The following is a 24,938-nucleotide window of genomic DNA, read 5'->3' on the forward strand; positions in this document are numbered from 1 at the left end:
TCCGGTCACTCGTGTCGATGACGCCCGCTCACCGTCTCGGGCAGAAGTTCTCGCCGACCTTTTCCTCCCGCTGGTTCCCGCGCACCCAGCCGGGGTATTCGGTGCAGGCGTAGTACCTCTGCATCTTGGCCTCAGGCAGATCCGCCGGGTAGTGGTCGGGAACGCCTCCCGCGTTCTCCACCGGATTGTCCTCGCAGGCTTCGCTTCTGTCCCACCACGAAGCGGGGAGGTTGGGGCAGTGGTAGCGGGCGAAACTCCAGTCGGCGGACTCCATGAGATCGAAATGATCGTTATCCGGCGTGCAGGGGGACGCGCGGAAAGCGTTGGCGAACTCCCCGAAGCTCGGATCGAAGCAGTATTCGTAGCAGTCCTCCGCTCCGTCCCGTGTGCACCGGGGATCGGTGTCGGACCCGATCGGGACGGTGTGGGCGAGCTCCTCCCACCCGTCGTCGTCGGGGCAGAGGTAGGAGCCGTTCCCGGACTGGAGGGCGCCCGCGCAGTCGGCGGCCTCGCGCTCGTTGGCGGCCTGCTCCTCCACCAGCGCCCGGATGCTGGTGGAGACGTCCTCCTCGGGATGGTGCAGGGAGCCCTCGAAGAGCATCGCGGTCAGGCTTCCGGACCCGGCGATCAGCACGACGGCCAGGACGACGTACGGGAGTTCGGCCATACCGCGCGCGGCGATCCAGGGATCGCCGGTGAAGTTGGCGTGGATCATGCGTCCGCCGATGATGATCAGCGCGAGGACGCCCAGGATGACGCCCAGACCGGCGACGTAGCCGAGGAGGTTGTTCCCGCTGGTCTCGAAGCTCTGCAGGGCCAGCGGGGCCTGCGCGGCCCCGCCCGCCCGTTCCCACGGCACCATGTCCCCCTGCCCACCTCTTCCGGTTCGTTCAGACCCCCGCCAGCGTGGTGACGACGGAAATGGCGACCAGCATGAGGGAGACCCCCATGATGGTCCACACGACGCCGCCGACCCCGTCCGCGGCGATCTCGGACCGCCCCAGCTTCCCGACCGCCATCTTCGCGGCGGAGTAGAGGATGCCGATGACCCCGAGGACGACGATCACCCCCTGCGCCAGCCCGAGGAACCGTTCGATCGGGTCCGCGTCGGACTGGCCGCTCCACCGGCCCCACTCGGGCAGCTGCGGGACGGGGTCCCACCGCACCTCGGCCGGGAGCAGCGCGCCCAGCTGGACGGCGTCCGCCGCCCAGGGCAGGAGCGCGGCGAGCGTCATCCGCCCGCCACGTCGGCGACCGTCCGGATGACCGGGATGGCGACGAGCATCAGGGAGATGCCCATGATCGTCCAGACCAGTCCGCCGACGCCGTCGGCGGCGAGGTCGGACCGGCCGAACTTGCCGATCGCCATCTTGCCCGCGGCGAAGAGGATGCCGATGATGCCGATCACGACGATGATGCCCTGACCCCAGTTGATGATCTGCTGGATGGGGTTGGCGCTGCCGTTGAAGCCCGGAAGCTCCGGGTTGTTCGACCAGTCGAAGCTGTTCATGGGGAGGACGGCCATGTGGCCGACCAGGTCGCTCGCGGCGTACAGAAATCCGTCCATGCGTATCAGTTCTCCTCACCCTGAGGCCTGGCGCGCCAGGGTCTCGCTCGCCGCGCTGTGGCACGCGTTCCTGATCTCGTCCAGAGTCCGTTGCGCCCTCTTGGGCAGTCTCACCCGGCCCGCGTCCACGGCGTCCACGTAGCGCAGACCCGGGACGAAGGGGAACCGGACCAGTCGTCCGACCCGGTCCCGCACCAGGCGCAGCCGCGCCGAGGACTCGGGGGGTTCGGGTCCGGCGCCGTCCGCCACCGCCACCAGGGCCGCCGCGCGCAGGCCGTTGTGCTCCAGGACGTCGATGACCTCCGCGGCCCGTGCCGTCGAGGCGACGCTGTTGCCGCAGACGAGGACCAGGGGGCGGCCGAAGGCACCGATCGCGCCCCTGTCGGACGAGTAGGCGCCCAGGTCCCAGGGCGTGTCCAGCAGCACCCGGAGCGTGGTGGTGCCCGCGCCTCCGTGGCAGCCGAGCACGACCATCTCCCTGGCCCAGTCCGGTAGCGCCCCGTCCGGCGGCGCCCCGTCCGGCGGCGCCCCGGCCGACGGGCCGTGCCCGCCGTCCGTGTCGGTCCGTCGCCTCCTCATCGCTTCCCCTCGTCCGCGTCGTGAGAGCGCCGGTTCCCTCCGGGGAACCGCGCGGTTCCTGGTCCCCCACCGCTTCCGGGGTCGGGCGTCGCGCACGGCCGGGCCCCCGGAGCCGGCTCCCGTGCTCCCCGCCCGCCGGGCGCCCGGGGCCTTTCCGCGCGCCGTGGGGAAGCCGCGAACACGCGGGGGGAACGGTGGCGCTGCCTGGCCGGGGCGGGGGTCGAACAGCAGGCTATATATACCGTGCCGCGCCGAATCCGACCAGGTGACCGCCCCCATGTTGACTACTTTGAGTCATCTTGTGGCCCGAGGGGAATCTGAAAAGCGAATAAACCCTTGATGTTCTCGCTGACCCAGAAGAACCGTTCGGCTCTTCTGAGTCATAACTCGTGCTCAATGGCTGTTCGGTGCTCCGGTCTCCATTCGGGACCTTCGGCTTTTGTGGGCCCGGCCTCCGCGGATGGTTCTCCGAAACGTTATCAATTGTTACTCTTCGTGGTTTTCATGTTTTTCCCGCCCCTATTGCGCCGCCGATATTCCTGCGGGTATGGATGGGTGATTCCTGTCCACGTTCCCTGCTAGTGGGTGCCCATGATCAGAACAGCGGGTCCTTCATGAGCGACTTCGCCGGCGGTTCGCGGGAGAAGACGATCGTGTTCGTGATCGTGGGAGGCCTGGTCGTCGCCCTCCTGTTCCTCGGGTTCCAACTCCTCCCGGGGTCGGGCGGCGGGGAGGCCCCTCCACCCTCCTCACCGGACGGGAACGGGGAGCCGTCCGCGGCCGGTGCCGGAGGCGTAGGCGACGTCATGTCCCTGATGCCGTACTCGGAGGGGCAGTTGCGGAGCGGCGCCGAGACCGCGCGGGACTTCGTCGCGGCCTACAGCGAGGTAGTCCCCGACGAGAGCGGGGACGAGCGCCTCGACCGCCTCTCCCCGATGATCTCGGAGGAGTTCTTCGGCACCGTGGAGGACCTCGTCCTGGGCGCCCCGAACAGCGCGTACGCGCGCAACCCCCAGCCGACCAGCGCGTCGGCGACGGTCACGGGGATACGCAACGTCGGCACCGGGTCGGTCATCTACGAGGTGGAGGCGCGCTTCCTGACCGACACCGGGGACGACGGGGGGAACGAGCCCGTGGCGTACGCCGTCACCGTGGTGCCCGAGGGCGGGGGCTGGGCCGTCTACGCCTTCCAGGGCGCGGCCCTCGGAAACGTCGGGGAGGGCGGATGAGCCGCGTCCCCTCCGTCCGCGACGCCGCGGCGCGCCTGCGGGCGCGGGTACGCGGCCTCCTCCTGCCCCGGCGCGGGCGCGACGGCGACCGGGGAGCCGCGAGCGGGACCGCGCGCGTGGGCGGGGGCGTCACGGCGCTCGCGGTCATGGGCGGCATCGCCTACGCCTCCACCATGTGCGGCCCGGTCGGCGGCGCCACGGCGAGCGGCTTCGGCGGACCGGAATCGTCGGCGGGTGTGATCCAGGCGTCCGCGTCGTCGTCGCGCGAGACGATCACCATCAGCTCCCACGGCGAACAGGGCTCCTCCACCAAGACCGTCCGGGTGGACGTACCCGAGAACGTCCTGCGGGCGCACCGCACCGCAGCCGAGGCCTACGGCCTGCCCTGGGAGCTCCTCGCCGCGGTCGGCGCGATCGAGACCCAGAACGGCGCCTACGTCTCCACGGACCCGAACTGGCACTCCGGCCTGAACGAGGGCGAGCGCAACCCCTACGGCGCGGCCGGGATCGTCCAGTTCGGTGTGCAGGACCCGCGGACGGGGCAGGTCGGCGGCCGGCTCGGCAGTGCGGGCAACGCGTGGGGAGGCAAGCCGAAGGAACCGGTCGCGGACCGCCGCTGGCACTACGACGTCGGCGAGATGCCCGCCAACCCGCGTTACTTCGGCATCGACGGCAACGGCGACGGGATGGTCAACGTCTGGGACCCGTGGGACAACATCACCTCGGGTGCCTTCCGGCTCGCCTACTACGCCCAGCAGGCCCGGGAGAACGGGGTCGCCTCCGTCTGCGGGAGCGGACGGGGGGACCTGGACCCCATCGAGTGCACGGTCTACAGGCACAACCCCGCCAGGTGGTACGTCGCGCAGGTCCTGGAGGTGGCCGAGTACTACCGGGGTTCCGGCATCGCCCCGACCTCGCCCTCCCTCAACATCCAGACCGCGTCCTTCGGCGGCGGCCGGGACTGCGAGGAGCAGGGGGGCGGCGCCTCCCGGGCCGCGTTCCTGGGCGACGTCAGCGACAGGCACCGGAGCGCGGTGCAGTTCGCCAGGGACCAGATAGGCAAACCCTACGTGTGGGCCGCCACGGGTCCCGACGCCTATGACTGCTCGGGCCTGGTCATGGCAGCCTGGAACTCCGCGGGCGTCGCGATCCCCCGGACCACCTTCGCCCAGTGGCAGGACGGAGAGCCCGCCGCCACCTGGGACGGCGCGCAGGTCGGAGTGGTGGCCGACGGCGTCCTCGACGTCGGCGAGCTGCAGGCGGGCGATCTGCTCTACTTCCACTACTCCGGGCAGTCCCCGTCCCACATGGGGATGTACACCGGCGGCGGCATGATGATCCACGCACCGGCGCCGGGCAAGACCATCACCGAGGTGTCGATCGAGACCGAGCACTACCGGACGGTCTTCGTGGGGGCCATCCGGATCTCGCCCGGGTCGTCCGACGGCGGCAGCATGATGGCGTGACCGCCCGCCCCCGTACACCGCACACGAACCGAAAGGATGGCCCATCATGGCCGCTCCACTCCTCGCCGTCTTCGGAGGTGCCGCCCTCCGCACAGCCGGGCGCAGAGCCCTGACCTTCATCGGCCAACGCGGGGGCGCCTGGCTCGCGTCGAAGGGCGGCTGGAAGGGCCTGGGCAAGGGGATGCTCCTGGGCGGCCTCAAGCTCGGCGCCAGGGCCGGTCTCAAGGGACTCTCGGGCATCGGGAACACGGTCCTCGGCGCGGCCGGGGCGATCGCCGCGGCGGCACCGGCGGCGTTCGGCGGCAACCTCAGCCTGGTCGCGGGGCTGGCGGCGTCCGTGGCGGGCGGCGGTGCCGCGCAGTCCACGGGCTCCAGCGGCCTCATCGCGAGGATGGAGCAGAGACAGATGGCCGCCGGGACCGCCTGAGGCCCGAGCCTCGCGCCGCTTCCCCGGGAGCGGCCCGTCCCGTCGGTGCCCGCGCGCGGCCCCGCCGCGGCCACGGTATCTTCGCACCGGTGAGCGCCTGCCCCGCGCGCTCCCGCCGATCCCCCTTCCCGCCCGTCGGCGACGACGGCGCAGCTCCACCCCCACCACCCCACGCGGAAAGACGCCCTCTCTGTGAACACCCATGCCCTTTCCGGTCCGCCCGCACCGGTGACGGCGGACGAAGCGGTGGTCCTCGCGGACGAGTTCGACGGGATCGCGGCCTCCGTCGGGTCGGCCGTCCTCGGCAAGGCCGAGGTCGTACGCCTGGCCCTGGTCGCCATGCTCGCCCGGGGCCACATCCTGCTGGAGGACGTCCCCGGCACCGGCAAGACCACGCTCGCCCGCGCCATGGCCGCCAGCCTGGACGGCGACTGGCGGCGGATCCAGTTCACCCCCGACCTGCTGCCCTCCGACGTCACCGGCGTCACGGTCTTCAACCAGGCCACGCGGGAGTTCGAGTTCCACCCGGGCCCGGTCTTCGCCAACGTCGTCATCGCCGACGAGATCAACCGGGCCTCGCCCAAGACCCAGGCGGCCCTGCTGGAGGTCATGGAGGAGCGCACGGTCACCGTGGACGGCGCGGGCCACCAGGTGCCCTCGCCGTTCCTGGTCGTGGCGACCCAGAACCCGGTGGAGATGTCGGGCACCTACCGGCTGCCCGAGGCGCAGATGGACCGGTTCCTGATGCGGCTCTCCCTGGGCTACGCCGACCCCGCCAGCGAACTCGCCATCATCCGCGGCGACCGGCTCGTCTCGCCCGAGGACCTGCGGCCCAGCACCGGCGCCGAGCAGATGGACCGGATGCGGCGGGCCGCCGAGCGGGTGCACGTCCAGGACTCGGTCTACGAGTACGTCCTGCGCATCGCCCACGCCACCCGCGACCACCCGGCGCTGGGCGTGGGCCTGTCCACCCGCTCGACGGTGGCCATGGTGCGGGCGATGAGGATGCTCGCGCTCACCTCGGGCCGCCCCTTCGTCGAGCCCGAGGACGTCAAACTCCTGGCCCGGCCGGTGTGGGCGCACCGCCTGGTGCTGTCCCCGGAGGCCTCGGTCGGCGGGCGCGGCGGAGCCGACGTGCTGGAGGAGATCCTGAAGGAGACCCCGGCGCCGCCGCCGCGCCACCCGGGAGCCCCGGCGAGCCGCTGATGCCAACGACACGGGGATGGCTGGTCGCCGGCTCGGGCGTGCTCCTGCTCGCGGTCGGCGTCCTGTCCCAGTACCAGGAGATCGCGCTGCTCGGCGGTGTCGCCGTGACCGTGGTCGCCGTGGCGGTGCTGCTGGTGGGGCGCCCCGCCGGGGTGCGCGTCCAGCGCTCGGCCTCCACCACCCGGACCTCCCCCGGCGCCACCGTGCGCGTGCGGGTCGAGGCGAGCAACACCGGACGGCGCTCCGTGCAGGTCAGTGAGCGCGTCCTCGGCTCCGACGGCGAGCGCGCGGTGCCGCTGCGCCCCCTGGCCGCACGCGCCACCGGCGGCTCCGGCTACCGGATCGGGGCCCTGCGCCGCGGGGTGGTCGAGCTGGGTCCCCTGCGGGCCGGGCGCTCCGACCCGCTGGGACTGGCCTCGCTGCACCGCGACCACGGCGGTACCGAACGGGTCTGGGTGCACCCCCGCTGGGAGCACCTGCGCGCCGTACCGATCGGCCGGGTGGCCGACCCCGACGGCGCGGCGGACGGCGCGCCCGCGGGCACCCTGACCTTCCACACCCTGCGCGACTACGTGCCCGGCGACGACCTGCGCCACGTCCACTGGCGCAGCTCCGCGCGGCTGGACAGGCTCGTCGTGCGCGAGTACATCGACACCTCCCAGACCCGGATCTGCGTCATCGTCGACGACCGCCCCACACCCGGCGGCGAGGCCCGCCTGGACGAGGTGGCCGGCGCGGCGGCCTCCATCGCGGCCACCGCCGTCCGCTCGTCCCTGCACTGCGAACTGCGCCTGGCCAGCGGCAGGGGCAGGGAGAGCACGGGCGGCCTGCCCCCGCTGCTCGACCTGCTCTCCGAGGCCCGGAGCACTCCGGGGGCAGACCTGCACCGCGCCCTGCTCCTGGCCCGCACCCGTCCCGCTGGTGACACCGCGGTCCTGGTCAGCGGCGCGCTCACCGCCGAGGACCTGCGGTCGTTCGGGCGGCTCGGCGACCGCTACGCGGGCCTGATCGCCGTCGTCGTCGGATCGGAGGAGCACCCGACCGCGCCCCCGGACGTCACCCTGCTCACCGCCGGTGACGCCGCCGGGTTCGCCGACCGATGGAACGAGGCGCCGTGGTCACGCTGACACCGCCACCCCGCGCCGAGGAGGCTCCGGTCGCTCCCGCGCCGCCGGACCCGCCCCCGGAGGGCATCCCCGTTGCCGCGGGGCTGGTCATGGCCGCCGCCGCGGGCGGTGTCGCCGTCGCCCCCGGATACGCCGACCCCGCCCCGGTCCACGTCCTGCTGCCCGCCTGCGCCCTGCTCAGCGTCGTGGTGACCCTGCTGCTGCGGCGCCGGACGAGCGCGCTCCGCACCGTCCTGGCCGGGCTGCCGCTCCCGCTGGCTGTGGTGGCGGCGTGCTCGGTGTGGGTGCCCGGCGAGGGGACCGGGGTGCTCGGTTCCACCGTGGAGGCGGTCCTGCACTCGGGGGCGCGGATCCTCACCAGCACCGCGCCGACCCCGCTGAACGCGGACACCCTCGCCCTGCCGGTACTGGCCACCTGGCTGACCGGCGCCGCCTCCGCGCTGGCCTGGCGCGGACGCCGCCGGGCGCTCGCCCTGCTGCCGGGGCTGCTGCTGCTCGTCGGCGCTGTCGTGCTCAACGGCCCCGTCGCCCCGCCCGGCTTCCCCGCCATCGGACTGCTCACGGTGTCCGCGGTCATCCTCATGTCCGCGTCCCGGGAGGAGGCGGACCGCGGCGCCCCGGCGGACCGGACGGCGCTGAGCGTCGAGGTCGAAAGCTCCGGCGGCACCCCGCCGGGAAGACCGCGCCGGGCACTGGTGACCGGGGTCATCGCCGTGCTGACCGCCACGGCCACCGTGTACGGCGGGCCCGTCCTGCTCGCCGGATGGGACGCGGAGCCGGGCGACCCGCGCACGGCCGTGAGCCCGCCCATGGACCCCCAGGCGGCGCTCAACCCGCTCGTCCACCTGTCCGGCTGGGCCGCCGACCCCGACGAGCCGCTGCTCACCGTCGCCGCCGACGAACCCGTCAGCCTGCGCTGGGTCACCCTCTCCGACTTCACCGGCACCACCTGGCTGCCCGAGGGCGGCTACCGGGCGGCGGGGCAGGAGCTTCCCGAGCCCGTGCCGCCCCTGCCCCACGCCACCGGGGTCAGCGCCGAGATCACCGTCGGGGAGGACCTTCCGGGCAGCTGGGCCCCGGTCGTCGGCGCCCCCCGGCGGATCGGCCTGCCCTCCCCGGGCTACAGCGCGTTCTCGGGAACCGTGGTGAGCATGGACGGCGCCGTCGCGGGCACCCGGTACCAGGTCACCGGCGACGTCGCCGACTGGCGGCCGGACGAGCTGGCCGGGGCCTCCACGCCCGCGGACGAGATCTTCGACCGCTACCGCGAACTGCCCGCCGGGGCGCCGTCCGTGCTCAACGACGTCGTCGCCGCGGTCGCCAGCGAGGGCTCCCCGTACCAGCGCGCCCGCGCCCTGGCGGAGTACCTGAGGCGGTCGCACCGGTTCGACCCCGAGACCCCCGGCGGCCACGGCTACGCCAACGTCGCCGCGGTCCTCGCCCCGCCCGGGGAGGAGGGGGGCGGAGGCACCTCCGAGCAGTTCGCGAGCGCCTTCGCCATGCTGGCCCGCGCGGCCGGACTGCCCAGCCGCGTCGCCGTCGGCTTCGGGGCGGGCACGGAGGAGGCCGGCGGTACCCGCACCGTCCACACGGGCGACGCCGTGGCCTGGGGAGAGGTGTACTTCGACGGCGTCGGATGGGTGCCGTTCGCCGTCACCCCCGGCGAGGAGGGCGGGGACGACGCGAGCGAGGCGGCGCGGAGCGAGCGGACCCCGGAGGGAGCCGAGTCCGCGCAGGACCAGGTCCTGCCCGAGGACGACGCCCACGACGTCGCCGCGCCCCGGCGCGAGCCGGAGCGGTTTCCGGTGTGGGGGGTGCCCGCTATCGCGGGCGGTCTGCTCGCCGCCGTGCTCGCCGTCCCCGCGCTGCGCCTGGCCCGCAGCGGGCGGCGGCTGCGCGCGGGCACGCCCGAGCGCCGCGTCCTGGGCGCGTGGCACGAGCTGCGCGACGGCCTGCGCCTGTGCGCGTCGGAGCCGCCGCCGGGGCACACGGTCAGCGACACCGTCGCGCTCGCCCGGAGCCTGCTGCCCGAGACCGCCCAGGCCTGGGCCCACGTGGACCTGGGCAGGCTGGGCCGCACGGTCAACGGGATCGGGTTCGCCGCGGGGCCGGGCGTCACCGGGGAGCAGGCGGCCTCCATCGCCGAGGGCGTGCGCCGCCAGCTGCGCGCGCTGCGTCTCAGCAGGTCCCGTACCAGGAGGCTCACCTGGTGGTTCGACCCCCGTCCGCTGCTGTGGCGGGAGCGGTGATCCGCCGGGGCGCGGCAGTGAGAGGAGAGGACACCGGTGAGTGAGATGGGAAACGGCAGCCTGGTCGCGGGCTTCCACTCCCTGGAGGTTCTGCACCGCGGGGCGGACTCGACCGTCTACCGGGCGCTGCGGGACGCGGACGGCGGTCCCGCCGTGGTGAAGGTGATGCGCGGCGCGGACGGTGGGGCCGAGGTCGAACGGCTGTGTGAGATCGCCGGGTTCCCGGGCGTGGTGCCGGTGCTCGGCCACGGGCGCACCTCCTCGGGGCGGCCCTTCGTCGCCATGGACCACTGTGCCGGCGGGGACTACGCGGCCCGCCTGCGCCTGCACCGTCCGCTGCCGGTGGAGGAGGTGGTGGGGGCGGGCCTGGCCGTGGCCGGGGCGCTGGAGGCGGTCCACGGCCGGGGCCTGCTGCACCACGGGGTGGAACCGGCGAACCTGCTGCTGTCGGGGGAGGAGGTCGTGCTCGCCGACGCGGGCGCGGTCCTGCCCACGGGTGCCGTCCCGCCTGCTGTCGGGCTGGACCCGGGTGCCCTGGCGTACGCACCCCCGGAGGCGCTGCGGGGCGAGCGGCCCTCGGAGGCCTCCGACGTCTACCGGCTGGCCGCGACGCTGTGGACGCTGCTGTCCGGACACCCGCCGTTCAGCGACGGGCAGCGGGGGATCGCCGATCCCTTCGACCACCGGGAGCGAGTGCTCGGTGCTCGGCCTCCGGGGTCGCCGCGCGCCGACCTGCCCGCGGCGCTGCGGGCCGCCCTCGACCGGGCGCTGGCCAAGGACCCGTCCGAGCGCTTCCCGAGCGCGGCCGAGTTCGCCGAGGCGCTGGCCGCTCCGGCGGCGGGCGTCCCCGGCGCGGCGGAGGAGGACGTCCGCACGGAGTCCGGGGCGCTTCCCCCGGAGGAGGGGGCCGCACCGCTGCCCGGACACGCGGCGGCCGGTGGGGAGGCCGGTGAGGAGGCCTCCGAGCACGCGGACCCGTGGTGGGGGAGTGGTCCGGGGACGGGGGAGACCCCGGCGGATGACGGTACCTCGGACGAGTGGTGGGGGCAGGCCCCGACGTGGGGAGAGGACTCGGCGGACGACGGCTCCTCGGACGCGTGGTGGGGGCAGGCCCCGGAGCCGGGGGAGCCCCCGGTGGGCCAAGGCGTCGTTGATGGGTGGTCGGAGCGGTACCCGGCGTCGGATGAGGACCGGGCGGACGGCGCCGCTGACACGTGGCGGCGACAGGACCCGGAGCCGCTGGATGACGACACCGCGGACGCGTGGTGGGAGGAGGACCCGGCTGGCCGGGGTGCCGAGCCCGAGGCTGACAGGGCGACACCCGTGCGCTGGGACGCCGGGGAACCGGAGCGCCCGGAGGAGGCGCCGGCGGCCGCACCGCTGGCGGACGGCCCGCGCGAACCGGGGCTCGCACAGTGGATCCAGGCGGCGGGCGACGAACCGGAATCCCCCGGGGGCGAGCGGCCCGGAACCTCGGACCCGCACGCCGGAACGTCCGACGGCCCGCCCGTGGCGGAACGGCCCGAGGACCCCTGGGCCGGGCTGGACGCCTGGTCCGGTCCTCCACCGCGCCAGGTGGCCGCCCCCGCGGCTCCCCCCGTTCCCGCCGCCGAGCCCCCCGCCTTCGGCGTGCCTTCCGCCCCCACCGAACCCCCCGCATCCGCGCCCCGTCCCCCGGCGGCCGACCCCTATGCCCTCCCGACTCCACAGCGGTCCGCGGCGCCCGGACAGACCTGGGCGCAGCCCGCGCGGCCCGGCCGGAGGAGACCGCTCGTCATCGCCGCCGTGGCGGCCTCGGCCCTGGTCGTCGCCGCAGTACTGGTCGGCGCGGCGGTCGTCCTGCTTCCGCCGGGGGGCGGAGGCCGGGAACAGGCCGGTTACGCGGGCGCGGAGGAGTCCCAGGCCGGTCCGGAGTCGGCCCGGGGACAGGAGGACGAACCGCCCGCGCCGCCCGCCGCCGTCAACGAGGAGGCCGCGCCCACCGACGTCCGACTGGAGGACTCCGGCGACACGGTGCTGCTGACCTGGACGGACAACAGCGGCGGCGCGGTCGCCCACCACGTCGTCGGCGGCCCCGTCGGTACCGTCTACGCCCCCCTCGCCGACGTGGGGCCCGGCGGGACCCGGGCCGAGGTGAGCGGGCTCGACGCCGACGAGGAGTACTGCTTCACCGTCATCGCGGTGGTCACCGTGGACGAGGTCGCCTACTCCGAGGAGGCGTGCACAGACCGAAGCGGCGGGTGAACCGCTCCGGGGGCGCGGCGGCGGACAGCCGACACGTTCCGGTGGTTCAGGAACCGCAGTTGGTGCCGGTCAGGGTGGCCGACTGGTCGCCCACGGCCCCCGTGGTGTCCACGCAGATCCCCGGCGCGTGGACGTAGACGGGACCGGCGTACTGGTCGAAGGTTCCCGAGTCCCAGGTCCCCCCGCCGCTGCCGGACTGCCGGAGGCCGACGTCCATGTACATGGTCCCGGCCGTGCCGACGGTCACGGCGCAGTTGTACCCGGTGGTGCCCTCGTAGTACAGGTAGACGGTTCCCATACCGTTCGGGATCGCCGCCTGGTTGACGGGTTCGCTGTAGACCCCGTTGCCCTCGGGATGGCTGGCGTTGCACACCTGGGCGGGGTCCGCCCCCTGCGCGGTGGTGGCCGAGGACAGGACGAGGATCGACGCCACCGTGGCCAGTGCCGCCGCCGCTGTCCCGCACCTGCGCTTCCAGCTCTTCCTCGGCACGGGCTCCTCCTCCGTGTGCTCTCCGGTTCCCGGCCTGGACGTCGGCGTCATCTGAACTCCCGTGAGCAGCTGGCGGTACTGGTCGTGCCGCTGTCGGCGGTGGCGCTCTCGGACGCCGCCAGCACGGTGAAGGAGTAGCAGCGCCCCGAGCCGCGCGGCTGGTAGGTGTAGGAGAGCTGTCCGCCCCCGGCCGCGGTGCCGGGCGTGCTCACCTCGCTCAGCGACCTGGAGCCGTCGCCGTGCGGCGTGACGGTGTACTGGGTCGCCCCCTCCACCTGCGACCAGGTGACCGTCACCGTGTCCCCGGAAGCGCTGAAGGAGACGCTGGCGGGCGCTCCGATCTCCTGGGTGGGCATGGTGAACGGGGCGCTCGTGGCGGACTCGCCGCTGACGCCCCCCGTGCCGCGCGCCGTCACGGTGAAGGTGTAGGTGCCGCCCGGCGCCAGCCCGGCGACCTCCACCGACGTGCCCGTGGACGTGCGGTCGCTCACCGGACCGGAGTCGGAGGAGGCGGAGACGAGGTAGTCCGCGGCCCCCTGGGCGGCCTCCCAGGACACGGTCACGCTGTCGCTTCCCGCCGCGGCGACGGTGACGCCGCTCGGCGCGCCGGGAGCCCGGGGGCTGGGAGTGACCTCCTCGGTCTGCGCGGCGGGACCGGTGCCGAAGGCGTTGGAGGCCCGCACCCGGAAGCGGTAGGAGGTGCCGTTCTCCAGTCCGGTGATCGTGGCCTCCAGCTCCGAGCCGTCGACGGTCGTGCTGCCGCCCTGCCACGTGATGTCGTAGGTCTCCACGGGGGAGTCCGGGGAGTAGGCCTCCGGCCAGGACAGCGTGACGGAGCCGTCCCCGGCGGTGAAGGAGACGGGTGTCGGCGCGCCCGGCGCCGTGCCCTCGTCCTCTTCCTCCTCGCCGTCCCGGGGGTTCTCCACGACCGGGGTCTCGGGGGCGGTGCCGCCGTCGGTGCCGCCGGGCTCCGGGGCGGTGGTGTCACCGGGCTCGGGGCCACCCGCGTCGGGCACGGGAACGTCGCCGGGTTCGGGCGCGGTGGTGTCGCCCGCGTCCGGTTCCCCGGGAGCGGGATCGTCCTCGTCGGTCTCGCCGGGGCCGGGCGGCGGGGCGGTCTTGTCGATGACGGTGGCCTGGCCCCCGGGGTCGACGACCGCCGCCACCCCGGTATCGGGCGAGTTGATGTACAGGTTGCCCTCGCGCGTCTCCAGTTCCAGCGGTCCCTCGGCGCCGGGCAGGGTGATGGGGTTGAGCTCGTCCCCGGCGGGGTCGAAGACGCGCACCGTGCCGTCCTCGGGGAAGGGCACGTAGAAGCGGCCCTCGTAGGGGACGGCGGTGCCGCCGCCCTCACGGCCGGTGGAGAAGCGGTCCACGCCCGCCGAACCGGTGGGGTCGGACACGGTGACGACCTCGCCGGACCCGGGCAGCGTCACGGCGGCCAGGTCGCCCCGGGTGCGCGGCGGTACCTCGGCGCCCTCCAGCGGGACGGGGGAGGTGATGGTCCGGGACTCGCCGCCGTTGCGGACGGCGACCATGCGGTCGCCGCTCCGGTCGACCGCGAGCACGCCGTCGTCGAGGACCGTGACGGCGATGTCGGCGCCGGGGTCGGCCACCGACGCGGTCTGCGTGATGACGGCCTCCTCGCCCTCGACCCGGACACCGACGACCGTGCCCTGGGTGGGCACCCCCAGCCAGAGGGTGTCGGAGTCGTCGAAGGCCCCGCCGACCAGCGGGGCCGGGATCCTCAGGGAGGGCCCGGTGGGCTGGAGGGTCGCGGGGTCCACCGCCTTGACCTCACCGCTGGCGCGGTCGATGACCACCGCGGTCTCCTCGCCCAGCGCGAGGCCGAAGTCGCCGCCGGTGCCGAGGTCGAGCACACCGGAGAACCCCATCTCCCGCAGGTCCACCGAGGTCACCCGGCCGGTCTCGGGGTCGTGGAGCAGGAGGTAGTCGTCGTTCTGGGTGACCTGGACGGGGCTTCCGGCGGAGCCGGGCAGCGCGGCGACGAGGTCGATCCGCGCGTTGTCGCCGTTGACGCGGAAGCTCTCGCCCGCGGGGCTGTCCCAGAGCCACACGGCGCCGTCGGACATCTCGTCCGCACGGCCCATGGCCCCGGCGCCGAGCGCGGTGCTGAGCAGGCCCGCGGCCAGGAGCGAGATCATCAGGCCCGGGGCGCTGGAGCGGGTGCGGCGCCAGAGCGCCGAGGCCGCGCGCCGCACGGGGGAGGGGCGGGGCTTCGGCGCGGGATCCGTCGGGGGTGCGGTGGGCTGGTCCACCATGCAGGGCTCCCTTGTGCGTGTGGCTCGTGATCCCGTCCACAGGGAGGCGCCCACCGCGACGGGGTTCGGGTCTGGCGGTGAAATCGGCGGCCGGAGGGAGGGCAGGGGCACCAGAGGTGTACCAGGGTCACGACGATTCCGTCAATGTCCTTACGTGCCGCCCGAAGACACCCCAAAAGGTACGGAGACGGGTCTCCGCGGCCCGACGTGTCCGATCGGCGGCACCACGCCGCTCCCGCGGCGGCCCGGGCCCGCGCGTCGCCCGAGGTGGTGGAGTCCTCCGCCTCTGACCAGGGCGGTCGCCGCCTTCGGTCGGCCGACCCGGGAAGGCGTCACCGGGACCGGCTAGGATTCACCCCACATCCCCCCGTCACGCCCACAGCGCACCTTTTCCCCTGCCCTGGAGAAGGGCGCGGGCTCACCGCGCACCTCATCCCCACTCCAGACGAGGCCTGTGAGACGACAGCCGTGAGTACGCACCCCTCAGCCGTCACGCTCCCCGCGACCGCGACCGCCCTGACCTCCACCGACCCCGCGCGGATCGGTCCCTACCGGACCCTCGGGCGCCTGGGCTCCGGCGGTATGGGTGTCGTGTACGCGGCCCTCGACCGGAACGGCGCGCTCGTCGCGGTCAAGCTCATCCACCCCGAGTACTCCGCCGACGACGAGTTCCGGGCGCGGTTCGCGCGCGAGGTGCGGCTGCTGGGCCGGGTGGGCGGAGCCTGCGCGGTGCCGCTGCTGGCCGCCGACACCGAGGCCGAGCGCCCCTGGCTGGCCACCCCGTTGGTGCGCGGGATGACGCTCAGCGCCTACACGCGCGCGCACGGGCCCCTGGGCGGATGGCTGCTGATCGGACTGGCCGCCGGAGTGGCCGAGGCGCTCGCCCAGATCCACGAGATCGGCATCGCCCACCGCGACCTCAAGCCCGCCAACGTCATCCTGTCGCCCGAGGGACCCCGTGTCCTGGACTTCGGCGTGGCCCGCGCGATCGACCAGACCGCGCTGACCCGCACCGGGTCCGTGCTGGGCTCGCCCGGCTGGATCAGCCCCGCCCACTACCGCGGCGAACCCCCCAGCACCGCCGACGACGTCTTCGCCTGGGGTGCGCTGGTCTCCTACGCGGCGACCGGGCGCCCGCCGTTCGGCACCGGCGACCCGGCGGCCGTCGCGCACCGGGTGATCAGCGGCGAACCCGACACCGCGGGTTTCACCGGCCCCCTCGCGGACCTGGCCGCACGCGCGCTCAGCAAGGAGGCGTCCGAGCGGCCGACCGCGCTGGAGCTGGTCGGCGGCGTGATCGCGGCGGGCGACCCGAGGCGCTCCCACACCCCGCCGGACTCCGCCGCGGAGGCGGGCGGCGTCATGGCCACCGTCGTCGACCACCAGTGGCAGGGCGTGCGGACCGCACCCGAGCGCGAGTTCCCGGTGGCCCCCGAGAGGCGGGGCGGAGCCGGGAGGACGCTGACCGTCGTCGGCGCCGCCCTGGGCGCCCTCGTCCTGCTCGCGGGACTGGGCTTCGGCGGCGTCGCCCTGGCCGCCAACTGGGACTCCCTGCCCGTCGCCGCCTGGTTCGGGGACGAGCCGACCGGGACGGCCGAGGCGCGGCAGGCCGCCGGGGAGCAGCAGAACCCGGAACGCGGACACCAGGAGCGGCCGGACGGCGCCTCCTCCGAGGAGCCCTCCGCGAGCCCCTCCGACGAGGCGTCCCAGAGCGCTGAGGACGAGGGGGATTCCGGCGGCGGGTCCACCACCACGACGGCCACGGTGGGCGCCGGGGTGGGCGCGAGCGGAACGCGCCCACCGGGCGAGCACGTCGTGGCCTTCCAGACCCCCGGCGGTTCGGGGCAGTACGCCGTGCTCGACGGCGCCACGGTGGTGTGCGCGTGGAGCTTCTGCCAGAGCCAGGGCGGATCGGTCGGCGACGGCGGCGCCGGTTCGGTCGCCTCCACCCCCTCGGCCCTGACCGGCTACGTCAACCAGGGCAGCCGCGTCATCACCGCCGAGGTCACCTACACCACCGGCGCCGACGGCACCGTCACCATCACCCGCCTGGTGGAGCGGCACAGCACCAGCGGCACGGGCACCCCGCCGTGGTAGGGGCCGGAACCCGAAACGACGGGAGAGACATGCCGAAGACCCTCGTACGCGGGACCGCCGCCGTGGCGGGCCTGGCCCTGACCATGGCGGTGGGCACCCCCATGCCCGCCACCGCCGCCTCCTACGGGGGCCAGTGCGGGAGCGGATACGGGGTGGTCAACGAGGCCTCCGTCAACGGGGGCACCGTCTTCCTCACCTACAACAACTCCAACGGCCGCAACTGCGTCGTCGTGGTGCGGACCGACCCGGGCAGCGCCGTCAACATGGACGCGGCCCTCAAACGCAGCGACTCCACCTCCTGGGACACCGACCCGGGCGACTGGACGGAGTACGCGGGCCCGGTCTACGCCGACGCCGCCGGCCACTGCGTGGACTGGGGCGGCGTGGTCGGCGACGAATGGGTCCTGCGCAACGGCACCAACTGCGGCTGACACAACAGGAGAGGGCGCTTGTGAACGTGCACCACCCGTGGTGGATGAACCCGGTCAACACCCTGCTCAGACCCTTCGACAACAGCCTGGGGGCGGCCGAGGGCGCCTTCGACGCCATGCTGGCGGAGGCCTCCGCCAGCAGCGGGCTCCCCTGGCCCTCCGACGAACCCTTCCTCTCGGACACGCGCGTGCTCCACGACGCCTGGCAGGCGGTGCCCGGCGTCACCCCGATCGGCCGGATCGGCCTGCGGGGAGAGGTCCGGCGGCGGCTGGAGACGCGCCTGCGCATGCTCCACCTGCTCGACGCCAACCCGGAGGTCGCGGCCCAGCCCGTCGAGCGGCCGGTGTTCATCACCGGACTGCCCAGGACGGGCACGACGTTCGGCCACGGCCTCCTGGCCCAGCACGTCCGGGCCCGCGCCCCGCGGCTGTGGGAGATGCTGAGCCCGGTCCCCGACACGGGCAGGCCCGGGGAGCGCACCGTGGGCAGGCGCGAGCGCCTCGCGCTGGCGCGGAGGCTGGTCCGGGGCATGGACGCCATGGGACCCGGGTTCCAGACCATCCACCCCATGCACCCGCTCGAACCCGAGGAGTGCGTCTTCCTCCTGCCGCAGGGGATGTTCTTCCACGTCCGCGCCGCCTCCCCGGACTACCGCGCCTGGGTCGAGGGGCGCGACGCCACCCCCGACTACGCCTACCTCAAACAGCAGCTCCAGGCGTTGCAGTGGAAGCGGCCCGCGCGCCGCTGGGTGCTCAAGTCGCCCCTGCACCTGCTCAGCCTGGACGCCCTGCTCAACGTCTTCCCCGACGCGGTGGTCGTCATGACCGACCGCGACCCGGCGCGGGCCATGGCGTCGTGGGCCAGCCTGACCGAGACCTCGATGCGCATCCACAACAGCGACGTGGACCCGCACTGGATCGGCCGGGAGTGGCTGGGGATCTGGGCGGCGGGAGCCGAACGGGCCCGCCGCGTGCGCCGCGAGCACGGTCCGGAACGCTTCCTGGACCTGCCCTACGGCGAGCTGACCTCCGACCCGCTCGGGGCGGCCGAACGCGTCTGGAGCGGCCTCGGCGAGGACTTCGACCCCGACACCCGGGCCCGCACGCTCGCCTACACGCGCGCGGACCGGCGCAGGAACCCGGGCGGCCACCGGTACGACCTGGAGTACTACGGCCTCACCGCCGAGGAGGTGCACGCGGCGTTCGGCCCGGACCCGACCGGCGCCGAGGCGGCCCGCGCGGGAGGGGGCGGGACCTGAGGGGACGCGGTGCGCGCCCGGCCGGGCCCGGCCCACGCCGTGGTGTGCGTCCGGCCCGGACCGGGGACGCGTCCGTGCCACCCGGCCCGGGCCGGGCTCGCGTCCGCGCCGTCGCGGACGCGGCGACCTTCCGGACGGCCGCCGCGACCGCGTGGCGTCAGCGCGCCGTGCGGTGCAGCGGCCGCCACGACCACCAGGCGGCCGTCCACGCGGCCAGGCCCAGCCCGGTGCCGGTGACGGCCCCGACGAGCAGGCACCGCACGAGGTCGTAGCCGCTCACCTGCGCGCGGTCGGGCAGACCGCCCGCCACGGCGCCCGCCACCGCGCACACGGCGAGGGCGGACAGGGCCAGGACGCGCACGCGGTCGCCGGGGACGGACCCGGGGCGCCCATCCGCCTCACGGCCGGCGCGCCCGGCGTCCGCGCGGCGGGCGCGCTCGCGGTGGACCCACCAGGCCAGGACGGCCAGGCCGCCCGCCGAACTCGCGTACATCAGCACGTTGTAGAGCAGGTGCGGGCCCGCCACCGGAGCGCTCAGCGGCGGCCAGGCCCGCACCAGGGCCCCGCCCGTCTGGGTGAAGGAGTCCCAGGCCATGTGCGTGACCGAGCCCGCCGCCAGCGCCGCGGCGGTCAGCGCGGCCGCCCGCGCCGCCTCCCGCGCCGACCGGGGAGCCCGGACGCGCGGGAACCGCGTACGTGCTCCGGCCAGCGCGTGCAGCGGTGGACGGAGCACGTACGCGTACACCACCAGCACGGCGCCGCCGAGCAGCACGTCCAGCCACAGCCCCGCGGGGCCGTGCGTGGTCGCCGCGGCCACGGGCAGCGGCAGGTAGTACGGCAGGTCCGGCGCCACCGACCCGACGACCAGGGCCGCCGGCGGCAGCCCGGTACGCGCCAGGGGAAGGACCGCCGCGACATGGCTGGGGGTGAAGGGCACGTCGTCCTTCCTCGGCCGGGGACCGCGCGGCCCCGGCGGGCCTCGCTACTGCGCGTCCAGGTACTGGTAGGTGGCCAGGGTCCCCCCGATGAGCACGTAGACCTCGTAGGGGGAGACCGTGTCCTCCGGGGAGTCCGACCCCGCGAGCCCTCCGTCCCGGGCGTAGCAGAGGTAGGGGGCCCGTTCCGCGCCCGGCTCGACGGCCACGACGTCGTCCATGTCGCAGTACACCGCCTCGACGCCGTGGTCGAAGCGGATGGTGTCCTCGACGACCTCGCGCACGGTGGGCAGCTCCGGGTACTCGAACCGGAAGGCGGCGCCGCCGTCCCCGGCCAGGACCGGGAACTGCATGTCCAGGCCGCCGTAGGTGAGGGTGCAGCTCAGACCCGGTTCGACGGGTTCGGTCATCTGCTCGGGACACGCGGCGGCGGCGCTCGGATCGACGAGGGAGGCCTTGCGGGTCACCTCCGTCAGCAGGGCCCAGGCCGCCCGCTCGGACACCGACGCGGAGTCCTCGGGCTCGGGGGGCAGGGCGGACTCGTCCACCTGGGGTCTGGAGACGGGAACGGGTGCTTCGACGAGGAGCCCGGCGAGCTCCTCCTGGGACAGCGCCTCCGGCGGAGTGCCCTCCGCGGCGGTCGTCTCCTCGGCGGCCTCTTCCGAGGGCGCCGAGGCCTCCGCGGGGTCCTCCCCGCCGCCACAGGCGGACAGGGCGAACACGAGCGAGAGGGAGACCGCCGGGGTAAGGGCGAAGCGGCCGTGAGGGGGGAAGAAGGGCATCTCTGTCCTTTTCGTCCTTGGTGGGGGTGGGGGGAGGGGGATGCCAGTGGACCGTGAAACGCATGGGGTGGCCCGCCATTCCGACTCCCGTCACCCTCCGTCGGTTCACCGAATACCAGGAGTGTGTTCCACTTCACTGAAAGAACGCGTGCGGTGACACTTCGGTGAAACGCGGGACCCGAGAGGAGCCGAAGACCCCCTGAGGAGTCCGCCCCCGCCGTGAGCAGGCGCGGAAGCGCGCGTACCCCCTCGCGGCCGTGCGCGTGCGCCGCACTCCCCGGGGGCGGAGGCGTGGCGGCGCGGGAGGAGGGATCCGGCGCTTCCTCCGGCGGGCCGGGTCCGGCGCCGGGGTGTGCCGCGCCCCACACCCCGGGGCGGCGCGACCGAACGAGATTCTCTACCATCCACTATATGGACGTCCCTGAGAGCGGGGCCGCCGGATCCGGCGCCCCCAACCCGGCCGACGGGTTCCCCGCCGCCACACACGAGCGGTGGCGCGAACTCGTGGCGGGGGTACTGCGCAAGAGCGGTGTCCCCGAGGACCGGCTCGCCGACACACCCGAGTCGGCACTGGCCACGCACACCTACGACGGGTTCGACATCGAACCCCTCTACACCGGCGACCCCCCGGCCGCCGACCCCGGCTTCCCGGGGCTGCCCCCCTTCACCCGGGGCCACCGGCCCGGCGGGTCGGTCCCCGAGGGCTGGGACATCCGCGCCCGCCACACCGACGCCGACCCGGACGTCCTGCGGCGGCGCCTGCACGCCGACCTCATGAACGGCGTCAGCTCGCTGTGGATCGCCGTCGGCGGCACCGGCCTGCCCGTCTCCGCGCTCGGCCGGGCCCTCGGCGACGTCCACCTCGACCTCGCGCCCGTGGTCCTGGACGCCGGGGCCGACCACGCCGACGCCGCCACCGCGCTGCTCGACGCCCACGCCGACGCGGGCGTCCCCGACGGCCGGATCATCTCCCACCTGGGCATCGACCCCCTCGGCACCGCGGCCCTGGCCGGCGAGCGCCCCGACGTCATGGACCCCGCCCGCCTGGCCGCGGAGCTGGCCCGCGGGCGCCCCGGCCTGGGGCTGTTCGTGGCCGACGGCCGCCTCGTGCACAACGCGGGCGGCTCCGACGCCCAGGAACTCGGCTTCGCCGTCGCCGCGGGGACCGCCTACCTGCGCGCCCTGCACGCCGCCGGGATGGACCTGCCCGACGCCGCGCGGCGCATCGAGTTCCGCCTGGCCGCGAACGCCGACCAGTTCGGCGTCATCGCCAAGCTGCGCGCCGTCCGCGCCATGTGGGACCAGGTCCTCGACGCCAGCGGGGTGCCCGCCGACCAGCGCGCCATGCGCCTGCACGCCGCCACCTCCGAGGCGATGATGACCCGGCGCGACCCCCACGTGAACATGCTGCGCACGACCGTGGCCTGCTTCGCCGCCGGGGTCGGGGGAGCCGACGCGGTCACCGTCGCCCCCTTCGACTCCGCCGTGGGCCTGCCCGACGACTTCGCCCGCCGCATCGCCCGCAACACCCAGTCCCTGCTCATCGAGGAGTCCCACCTGGCGCGGGTCGTCGACCCCGCCGGAGGCTCCTTCTACGTCGAGGCGCTCACCCGCGACCTGTACCGGGCGGGCTGGGCGTTCTTCCGGGAACTGGAGGCCGAGGGCGGGGCCGCCGAGGCCGTCGAGCACGGCCTGCTGCGCGAGCGCGTGGACGCGGTGTGGACGCGCCGCCGCCTCGACCTCGCTCACCGGCGCTCCCCGCTCACCGGCGTCAGCGAGTTCCCCAACGCGGACGAGGTCCCGCTGGTGCGGCCCGCCGACCCCTCGCGGCCGCCGGCCCCGGTCCCCGGCGGCTTCCCGGTGCGCCGCTACGCCGACGACTACGAGGCGCTGCGCGACCGCAGCGACGCCCGCGCGGGCGACACCGGCCGAAGGCCCACCGCCTTCCTGGCCACGCTGGGCCCGGTCGCCGCGCACACGGCCCGCGCGTCCTTCGCGGCCAACCTGCTCGCCGCGGGCGGCGTCGCCTCCCACGAACCCGGCCCGCTCGACGGCGCCGCCGCCGTCGCGGAGGCGTTCGCCGCCTCGGGCAGCCGCGTCGCCGTGCTCTGCTCCTCCGACGCGGTCTACGCCGAGCAGGCCGAGGACGCCGCGCGGGCGCTCAGGCGCGCGGGGGCCCTGCGGATCCTGCTCGCGGGCGCGCCCGACGACTCCTACCGCGAAGCCGGGGTCGACGCCTTCGCCCACCGGGGGTGCGACGCCGTCGCCCTCCTCACCGACCTGGTCGACGTCCTGCTCACCGATCCGCCGGCACCGTCCGCCACTGCCGAGGGGGCGCACGCATGATCCCCGACTTCTCCGACGTCCCGCCGCGGCTCCCCGCCTTCTCGGGTGACACCGCCTCCGGACACGCCGCCTGGCAGAGAGCGCTGGAGGCCGGCACCGGCAAGGCCGCCGACGCCCTGGAGTGGGAGACCCCCGAGGGCATCGGCGTCAAGCCGCTGTACACCCCCGCCGACCGCGCGGGCCTGGACTTCGTGGACGGGCTGCCCGGCATCCCGCCCTACCTGCGCGGGCCCTACCCGACCATGTACGTCAACCAGCCGTGGACCATCCGCCAGTACGCCGGGTTCTCCACCGCCGAGGAGTCCAACGCCTTCTACCGGCGCAACCTGGCCGCCGGGCAGAAGGGCCTGTCGGTCGCCTTCGACCTGGCGACCCACCGCGGCTACGACTCCGACCACCCCCGGGTGGCGGGCGACGTCGGCATGGCGGGCGTGGCGATCGACTCCATCTACGACATGCGCCAGCTGTTCGACGGGATCCCGCTGGACAGGATGAGCGTGTCCATGACCATGAACGGCGCGGTGCTGCCGGTCCTGGCGCTCTACATCGTGGCCGCCGAGGAGCAGGGCGTCCCGCCGGAGAAGCTGTCGGGGACCATCCAGAACGACATCCTCAAGGAGTTCATGGTCCGCAACACCTACATCTACCCGCCGCGGCCGTCGATGCGGATCATCTCCGACATCTTCGCCTACACCTCGCAGCGGATGCCGCGCTTCAACTCCATCTCCATCTCCGGCTACCACATGCAGGAGGCCGGGGCCACGGCCGACCTGGAGCTGGCCTACACCCTGGCCGACGGCGTGGAGTACATCCGCGCCGGTCAGCGCTCCGGGCTGGACGTGGACGCGTTCGCGCCGCGCCTGTCGTTCTTCTGGGCGATCGGCATGAACTTCTTCATGGAGGTCGCCAAGCTCCGCGCCGCCCGCCTGCTCTGGGCGCGCCTGGTCAGGGACCTGGGCGCGACCAGGGACAAGTCGCTGAGCCTGCGCACCCACTCCCAGACCTCGGGGTGGTCGCTCACCGCCCAGGACGTGTTCAACAACGTGGCCCGCACGTGCGTGGAGGCGATGGCCGCCACTCAGGGGCACACCCAATCGCTGCACACCAACGCCCTGGACGAGGCGCTGGCCCTGCCCACCGACTTCTCCGCGCGCATCGCCCGCAACACCCAGCTGCTGCTCCAGCAGGAGTCGGGCACCACCCGCGTCGTGGACCCCTGGGGCGGCAGCTACTACGTGGAGCGCCTCACCCAGGAGCTGGCGGCCAAGGCCTGGGAGCACATCCGGGAGGTGGAGAAGGCGGGCGGCATGGCCGCCGCGATCGACGCCGGGCTGCCCAAGATGCGCATCGAGGAGGCCGCCGCCCGCACCCAGGCGCGCATCGACTCGGGCCGCCAGCCGGTGATCGGCGTCAACAAGTACCGCCCCGACACCGCGGACGAGATCGAGGTCCTCAAGGTCGACAACTCCCGGGTGCGCGCCCAGCAGCTGGAGAAGCTGCGCCGCCTGCGCGAGGAGCGCGACGAGGGCCGGGTGCGCGCCGCGCTCGACGCGCTCACCGCGGCCGCCGGGGGCGGGTCCCGGGCGGACGAGGCCCTGACCGGCAACCTCCTGGCGGCGGCGGTCGACGCGGCCCGCGCCAAGGCCACCGTGGGCGAGATCTCCGACGCCATGGAGAGGGTCTTCGGCCGCCACTCCGGGCAGATCCGTACGATTCAGGGTGTGTACAGGGACGAGGCGGCGGGCAGCGCCGACGCGGCCGACCTCATGGAGCGCGTGACCCGCCGGGTGGAGGAGTTCACCGAGGACGAGGGCCGCCGACCCCGCATCCTGGTGGCCAAGATGGGCCAGGACGGCCACGACCGGGGCCAGAAGGTGATCGCGACCGCCTTCGCCGACCTGGGCTTCGACGTGGACGTCGGCCCGCTGTTCCAGACCCCGGCCGAGGTCGCCGCGCAGGCCGTGGAGGCCGACGTGCACGTGGTCGGGGTGTCCTCCCTGGCCGCGGGGCACCTGACCCTGGTGCCCGCGCTGCGCGAGGAGCTGGCCCGGCTGGACCGCGGGGACATCATGATCGTGGTGGGCGGGGTCATCCCCCCGGCGGACTTCGCGCCGCTGCGGGAGGCGGGCGCGTCGGCGATCTTCCCGCCGGGGACGGTCATCGCCGAGGCCGCCGTCGACCTGCTCGACCAGCTGGAGGAACGGCTGGGGTAGGGGAGGCGC

Annotated in this window: 20 protein-coding genes; 12 read left to right on the forward strand and 8 right to left on the reverse strand. The window is 74.6% G+C overall.

Going from position 1 to position 24,938, the window contains the following annotated elements:
• Positions 1-28 precede the first annotated feature (28 nt).
• The 4 genes from UIS43_RS19730 to UIS43_RS19745 are packed head-to-tail and all read right to left on the reverse strand — an operon-like array spanning position 29 to position 2,146.
• Entirely contained in the window at positions 29-862 is an 834-nt protein-coding gene (locus tag UIS43_RS19730) for a TrbC/VirB2 family protein (protein ID WP_013156511.1), read from the reverse strand.
• Positions 863-890: 28 nt separating this feature from the next.
• On the reverse strand, positions 891-1,235 hold the full coding sequence (locus tag UIS43_RS19735; protein ID WP_013156512.1) for a hypothetical protein: 345 nt from the start codon (positions 1,233-1,235) through the stop codon (positions 891-893).
• Positions 1,232-1,567, reverse strand: a complete 336-nt coding sequence (locus tag UIS43_RS19740; RefSeq protein ID WP_013156513.1) for a hypothetical protein — start codon at positions 1,565-1,567, stop codon at positions 1,232-1,234. Before UIS43_RS19740 ends, UIS43_RS19735 begins: the two co-directional genes overlap by 4 nt.
• A gap of 15 nt (positions 1,568-1,582) precedes the next feature.
• Complete coding sequence (locus UIS43_RS19745; protein WP_168443279.1) at positions 1,583-2,146, reverse strand: hypothetical protein; 564 nt, start codon at positions 2,144-2,146, stop codon at positions 1,583-1,585.
• Positions 2,147-2,760: 614 nt separating this feature from the next.
• Here UIS43_RS19745 and UIS43_RS19750 point away from each other — a divergent pair.
• From UIS43_RS19750 to UIS43_RS19780, 7 genes are all read left to right on the forward strand, one after another.
• Positions 2,761-3,375 (forward strand): hypothetical protein, encoded by a 615-nt coding sequence (locus UIS43_RS19750; protein WP_013156515.1) that lies wholly within the window; start codon positions 2,761-2,763, stop codon positions 3,373-3,375.
• Positions 3,372-4,841, forward strand: a complete 1,470-nt coding sequence (locus tag UIS43_RS19755; RefSeq protein ID WP_071621065.1) for an NlpC/P60 family protein — start codon at positions 3,372-3,374, stop codon at positions 4,839-4,841. The genes UIS43_RS19750 and UIS43_RS19755 overlap by 4 nt, the downstream gene beginning before the upstream one ends.
• Positions 4,842-4,887: 46 nt before the next feature.
• Positions 4,888-5,268, forward strand: a complete 381-nt coding sequence (locus tag UIS43_RS19760; RefSeq protein WP_071621066.1) for a hypothetical protein — start codon at positions 4,888-4,890, stop codon at positions 5,266-5,268.
• A 246-nt stretch (positions 5,269-5,514) separates the two neighbouring features.
• The gene (locus UIS43_RS19765) at positions 5,515-6,474 is read left to right on the forward strand and encodes an AAA family ATPase (RefSeq protein WP_370013266.1); all 960 of its coding nucleotides are present in this window, start codon (positions 5,515-5,517) and stop codon (positions 6,472-6,474) included.
• The gene (locus UIS43_RS19770; RefSeq protein WP_370011214.1) at positions 6,474-7,601 is read left to right on the forward strand and encodes a DUF58 domain-containing protein; all 1,128 of its coding nucleotides are present in this window, start codon (positions 6,474-6,476) and stop codon (positions 7,599-7,601) included. Before UIS43_RS19765 ends, UIS43_RS19770 begins: the two co-directional genes overlap by 1 nt.
• The gene (locus UIS43_RS19775) at positions 7,589-9,850 is read left to right on the forward strand and encodes a DUF3488 and transglutaminase-like domain-containing protein (protein ID WP_370011216.1); all 2,262 of its coding nucleotides are present in this window, start codon (positions 7,589-7,591) and stop codon (positions 9,848-9,850) included. The genes UIS43_RS19770 and UIS43_RS19775 overlap by 13 nt, the downstream gene beginning before the upstream one ends.
• A 45-nt stretch (positions 9,851-9,895) precedes the next feature.
• Positions 9,896-12,094: a protein kinase gene (locus UIS43_RS19780; protein WP_370013267.1), complete on the forward strand. Its 2,199-nt coding sequence runs from the start codon at positions 9,896-9,898 to the stop codon at positions 12,092-12,094.
• A 46-nt stretch (positions 12,095-12,140) separates the two neighbouring features.
• Here the strand turns inward: UIS43_RS19780 and UIS43_RS19785 are convergent, their stop codons facing one another.
• A complete protein-coding gene (locus UIS43_RS19785; protein WP_232238597.1) occupies positions 12,141-12,527 on the reverse strand; it encodes a spore-associated protein in 387 nt (128 codons plus the stop codon).
• A gap of 104 nt (positions 12,528-12,631) precedes the next feature.
• Entirely contained in the window at positions 12,632-14,866 is a 2,235-nt protein-coding gene (locus UIS43_RS19790; RefSeq protein WP_370011220.1) for a fibronectin type III domain-containing protein, read from the reverse strand.
• Between the two features lie 468 nt (positions 14,867-15,334).
• On the opposite strand from UIS43_RS19790, the gene UIS43_RS19795 reads away from it, so the two are divergent.
• Genes UIS43_RS19795 through UIS43_RS19805 form a run of 3 tightly spaced genes read left to right on the forward strand, consistent with a single transcriptional unit; the run spans position 15,335 to position 18,653 of the window.
• Complete coding sequence (locus UIS43_RS19795; protein WP_013156524.1) at positions 15,335-16,963, forward strand: serine/threonine-protein kinase; 1,629 nt, start codon at positions 15,335-15,337, stop codon at positions 16,961-16,963.
• A gap of 29 nt (positions 16,964-16,992) precedes the next feature.
• The gene (locus tag UIS43_RS19800) at positions 16,993-17,394 is read left to right on the forward strand and encodes a spore-associated protein A (protein WP_370011222.1); all 402 of its coding nucleotides are present in this window, start codon (positions 16,993-16,995) and stop codon (positions 17,392-17,394) included.
• A 20-nt stretch (positions 17,395-17,414) separates the two neighbouring features.
• A complete protein-coding gene (locus UIS43_RS19805; protein WP_013156526.1) occupies positions 17,415-18,653 on the forward strand; it encodes a sulfotransferase in 1,239 nt (412 codons plus the stop codon).
• Positions 18,654-18,810: 157 nt separating this feature from the next.
• On the opposite strand, the gene UIS43_RS19810 is transcribed toward UIS43_RS19805, so the two are convergent.
• Together UIS43_RS19810 and UIS43_RS19815 are read right to left on the reverse strand one after the other, a co-directional pair.
• Positions 18,811-19,590: a DUF4184 family protein gene (locus UIS43_RS19810; protein WP_126625030.1), complete on the reverse strand. Its 780-nt coding sequence runs from the start codon at positions 19,588-19,590 to the stop codon at positions 18,811-18,813.
• Between the two features lie 45 nt (positions 19,591-19,635).
• Positions 19,636-20,370: a hypothetical protein gene (locus tag UIS43_RS19815; RefSeq protein ID WP_013156529.1), complete on the reverse strand. Its 735-nt coding sequence runs from the start codon at positions 20,368-20,370 to the stop codon at positions 19,636-19,638.
• Positions 20,371-20,781: 411 nt separating this feature from the next.
• On the opposite strand from UIS43_RS19815, the gene UIS43_RS19820 reads away from it, so the two are divergent.
• Entirely contained in the window at positions 20,782-22,716 is a 1,935-nt protein-coding gene (locus tag UIS43_RS19820; protein ID WP_013156530.1) for a methylmalonyl-CoA mutase family protein, read from the forward strand.
• Positions 22,713-24,929 (forward strand): methylmalonyl-CoA mutase, encoded by a 2,217-nt coding sequence (gene scpA / locus UIS43_RS19825; RefSeq protein ID WP_013156531.1) that lies wholly within the window; start codon positions 22,713-22,715, stop codon positions 24,927-24,929. Before UIS43_RS19820 ends, scpA begins: the two co-directional genes overlap by 4 nt.
• Positions 24,930-24,938: the final 9 nt, after the last annotated feature.

The organism is Nocardiopsis sp. LDBS0036 (assembly GCF_041228755.1).
GTDB classification, from domain to species: domain Bacteria; phylum Actinomycetota; class Actinomycetes; order Streptosporangiales; family Streptosporangiaceae; genus Nocardiopsis; species Nocardiopsis dassonvillei.

Bases quoted from the DNA above. Each gene is read 5' to 3' on its own strand.
- UIS43_RS19730 (WP_013156511.1), bottom strand. From the start codon at position 862: ATGGTGCCGTGGGAACGGGCGGGCGGGGCCGCGCAGGCCCCGCTGGCC.
- UIS43_RS19735 (WP_013156512.1), bottom strand. From the start codon at position 1,235: ATGACGCTCGCCGCGCTCCTGCCCTGGGCGGCGGACGCCGTCCAGCTG.
- UIS43_RS19740 (WP_013156513.1), bottom strand. From the start codon at position 1,567: ATGGACGGATTTCTGTACGCCGCGAGCGACCTGGTCGGCCACATGGCC.
- UIS43_RS19745 (WP_168443279.1), bottom strand. From the start codon at position 2,146: ATGAGGAGGCGACGGACCGACACGGACGGCGGGCACGGCCCGTCGGCC.
- UIS43_RS19750 (WP_013156515.1), top strand. From the start codon at position 2,761: ATGAGCGACTTCGCCGGCGGTTCGCGGGAGAAGACGATCGTGTTCGTG.
- UIS43_RS19755 (WP_071621065.1), top strand. From the start codon at position 3,372: ATGAGCCGCGTCCCCTCCGTCCGCGACGCCGCGGCGCGCCTGCGGGCG.
- UIS43_RS19760 (WP_071621066.1), top strand. From the start codon at position 4,888: ATGGCCGCTCCACTCCTCGCCGTCTTCGGAGGTGCCGCCCTCCGCACA.
- UIS43_RS19770 (WP_370011214.1), top strand. From the start codon at position 6,474: ATGCCAACGACACGGGGATGGCTGGTCGCCGGCTCGGGCGTGCTCCTG.
- UIS43_RS19780 (WP_370013267.1), top strand. From the start codon at position 9,896: ATGGGAAACGGCAGCCTGGTCGCGGGCTTCCACTCCCTGGAGGTTCTG.
- UIS43_RS19790 (WP_370011220.1), bottom strand. From the start codon at position 14,866: ATGGTGGACCAGCCCACCGCACCCCCGACGGATCCCGCGCCGAAGCCC.
- UIS43_RS19800 (WP_370011222.1), top strand. From the start codon at position 16,993: ATGCCGAAGACCCTCGTACGCGGGACCGCCGCCGTGGCGGGCCTGGCC.
- UIS43_RS19815 (WP_013156529.1), bottom strand. From the start codon at position 20,370: ATGCCCTTCTTCCCCCCTCACGGCCGCTTCGCCCTTACCCCGGCGGTC.
- UIS43_RS19820 (WP_013156530.1), top strand. From the start codon at position 20,782: ATGGACGTCCCTGAGAGCGGGGCCGCCGGATCCGGCGCCCCCAACCCG.
- scpA (WP_013156531.1), top strand. From the start codon at position 22,713: ATGATCCCCGACTTCTCCGACGTCCCGCCGCGGCTCCCCGCCTTCTCG.